Genomic DNA, 2,038 nt, shown 5'->3' with positions numbered 1-2,038 from the left:
GGTGTCGGTGGAGGACTTTGAGAAGTATCGCGAGTCCTGTGCTGATAGGGGCGTGAACGGCTGGCTGAATCGTAATGCGGATGCTATTCAGACCGCGTTAACGGTTGTAGGTGTGGTTGCATCTGTTGCTGGTCTAATTGTCGCAGGACCGGTAGCTCTTATCGTTGCAGGAGTTGTTGCTGGCGCTTCGCTTGCGGCAGCTTCCTCAATCTCAAGTAACCGAGATGAGAATGGCCGTGTGAACTGGGGACGTGTTGGAATTGATGCGGCAATTGGTGGAGCTTTTGGCGCTATCGGCGGTGGTATTGCAGGACAGGGTCGTAATATGATGGTTGCCTTGGGTCGCACCAAAGCCGTTGGTGCTCTAGAACAAGCTATCACCGGTGGATGGTCGAAGGGTGCGAAGGTATTCGCGACCAGGGCGAGCGTGCATGCAATTCCCGAGGTTGTAGCCAACTTTGTGGGCGGTTTTGAGAACCTTGCCCATGATGCTGTGAATGGCAAGATTGGTGATAAGGGGCAGTATTCTATTCGCGAGCATGTGGTTTCTACCGTCAGCGGTGGCATCTTTGGAGGTTTGTCCAATGCTGCTCCCCGTGCACTTGCTGGTTCGTTAGCCAAAAAGGCATCTCCAACCCTCATTTCGACGATGGAAAAAACATATCAAAAAACATATGATAGTGCGCGAAAAGTAAAGAATAAGATAAGCCCTTATGTTCAAAAGATAAATAATGAAAAGATTACTAATGCATTTGATTTTACCTCTGAAAAAGTGAGCAGCTTGATTAAAAAGACTAAGGTTGATAAGCCGCGTCCTGTAATTAAGCGTGCTTTTGATACCTTAACTCCCGCTGTTTTGAAGACTAGCCAGGATCTCATTGAGACCTGGGGAAAAAAGGGAGAAATAGGTCTAACCGATATAATTTGGAGCGGCGCTAATGGTCTCAAAGAAGGTAAATCAGGGTGGAGTAAATATCATGAGAGGCCTTCAATTAAAGACCCGCGCACCATTGCACAGCTTGGCATGAGTCATGATACGAGTTTGTCTCGAATTACATATGTTCGTAACCCGGAGAAAAATCATGCCCTGCTGGAGAAGAAAGAGAAGGAGTTGGATAAAATTATGCTTGATATAGGACGTGATAACGTTGTTTCAAGGGGAAAGGATGAGTTGAAAGATATGGCCTCTTATATTAAAGATCATCGAGAAGAAGTAGTTAATAACTCGGATAAATCTTTTTCCGAATTGATAGTTGATTACCAAAACTCTAAGGGTGAGAAGTAGGTATATAATGAATAGATTTATAGCTGAAACTGTAACTAATGGTTCGATTGGTTTAGTGCGACCCAAAGGCTATATTCCTCTGGGACAACGACAGAAAAAGCCGCTACTGGCTGTACTAGCTGCAGATTCTTTCGTGCTGCTGGTGTGCATTTTACTGCCTCTAACTTTTCCCGCTGAGAGTCCTGTCGATTATATTCCTGCATTTATTTTCATGAATATTATCGGTTCGTTCTTCTGGTTCTTAGCTATTCACACTAATTCCTTCTACGTCCAGCAGAATGAGACTTCCGTGAAATGGCGGAATTGGCGGTTCAAGACCCGTGAGTTTGACTACAGCAGCATCACGAGAATCCATATGCAAGCTAATGGTAAAGGCGGTTACTTCGTGATTAGTAGCAGTCAGATGGGTAAGCGTCGCCTGGCTTTTAGCCCGGTCTTCTTTGACGCTACCTACATCTACCACATGATTCTCTTCCGTGAGCGTTACGGTGTTTGGCCTCCTAAATATGTGCCGGAGCTCTTCGTAGAGTTTGGTGACTATGAGGAGATGGATACCCTTATCAAAATCCTCTGCTACTCCCGCAAATATGAGATTGGTTCGCTTGTCGGCAGGGATGGGTACCTGCCGATCCCGGAGCACCTGCAGCGCATCCTTGATGCCTCATCTAAATAACGTTATTCAGATGTAGTACCGCATAGAGAAAGCCCTTGGGCTGAGAGATGATGAACTGCCTCCCGTTTCTTGGACAACAA

General features: G+C 46.0%; 2 protein-coding genes. Both read left to right on the top strand.

Annotation, left to right across the window (positions count from 1 at the left end; genetic code table 11):
* A partial coding sequence (locus HMPREF2765_RS01945) for a hypothetical protein (RefSeq protein WP_210390872.1) occupies nucleotides 1-1,285 on the top strand: 1,285 nt, incomplete at its 5' end.
* Between the two features lie 385 nt (nucleotides 1,286-1,670).
* Nucleotides 1,671-1,958 (top strand): hypothetical protein, encoded by a 288-nt coding sequence (locus HMPREF2765_RS09150; RefSeq protein WP_141749071.1) that lies wholly within the window; start codon nucleotides 1,671-1,673, stop codon nucleotides 1,956-1,958.
* Nucleotides 1,959-2,038: the final 80 nt, after the last annotated feature.

The organism is Rothia sp. HMSC062H08, assembly GCF_001810775.1.
Lineage (GTDB): Bacteria > Actinomycetota > Actinomycetes > Actinomycetales > Micrococcaceae > Rothia.
This window is presented reverse-complemented; position numbering and strand designations above follow the sequence as displayed.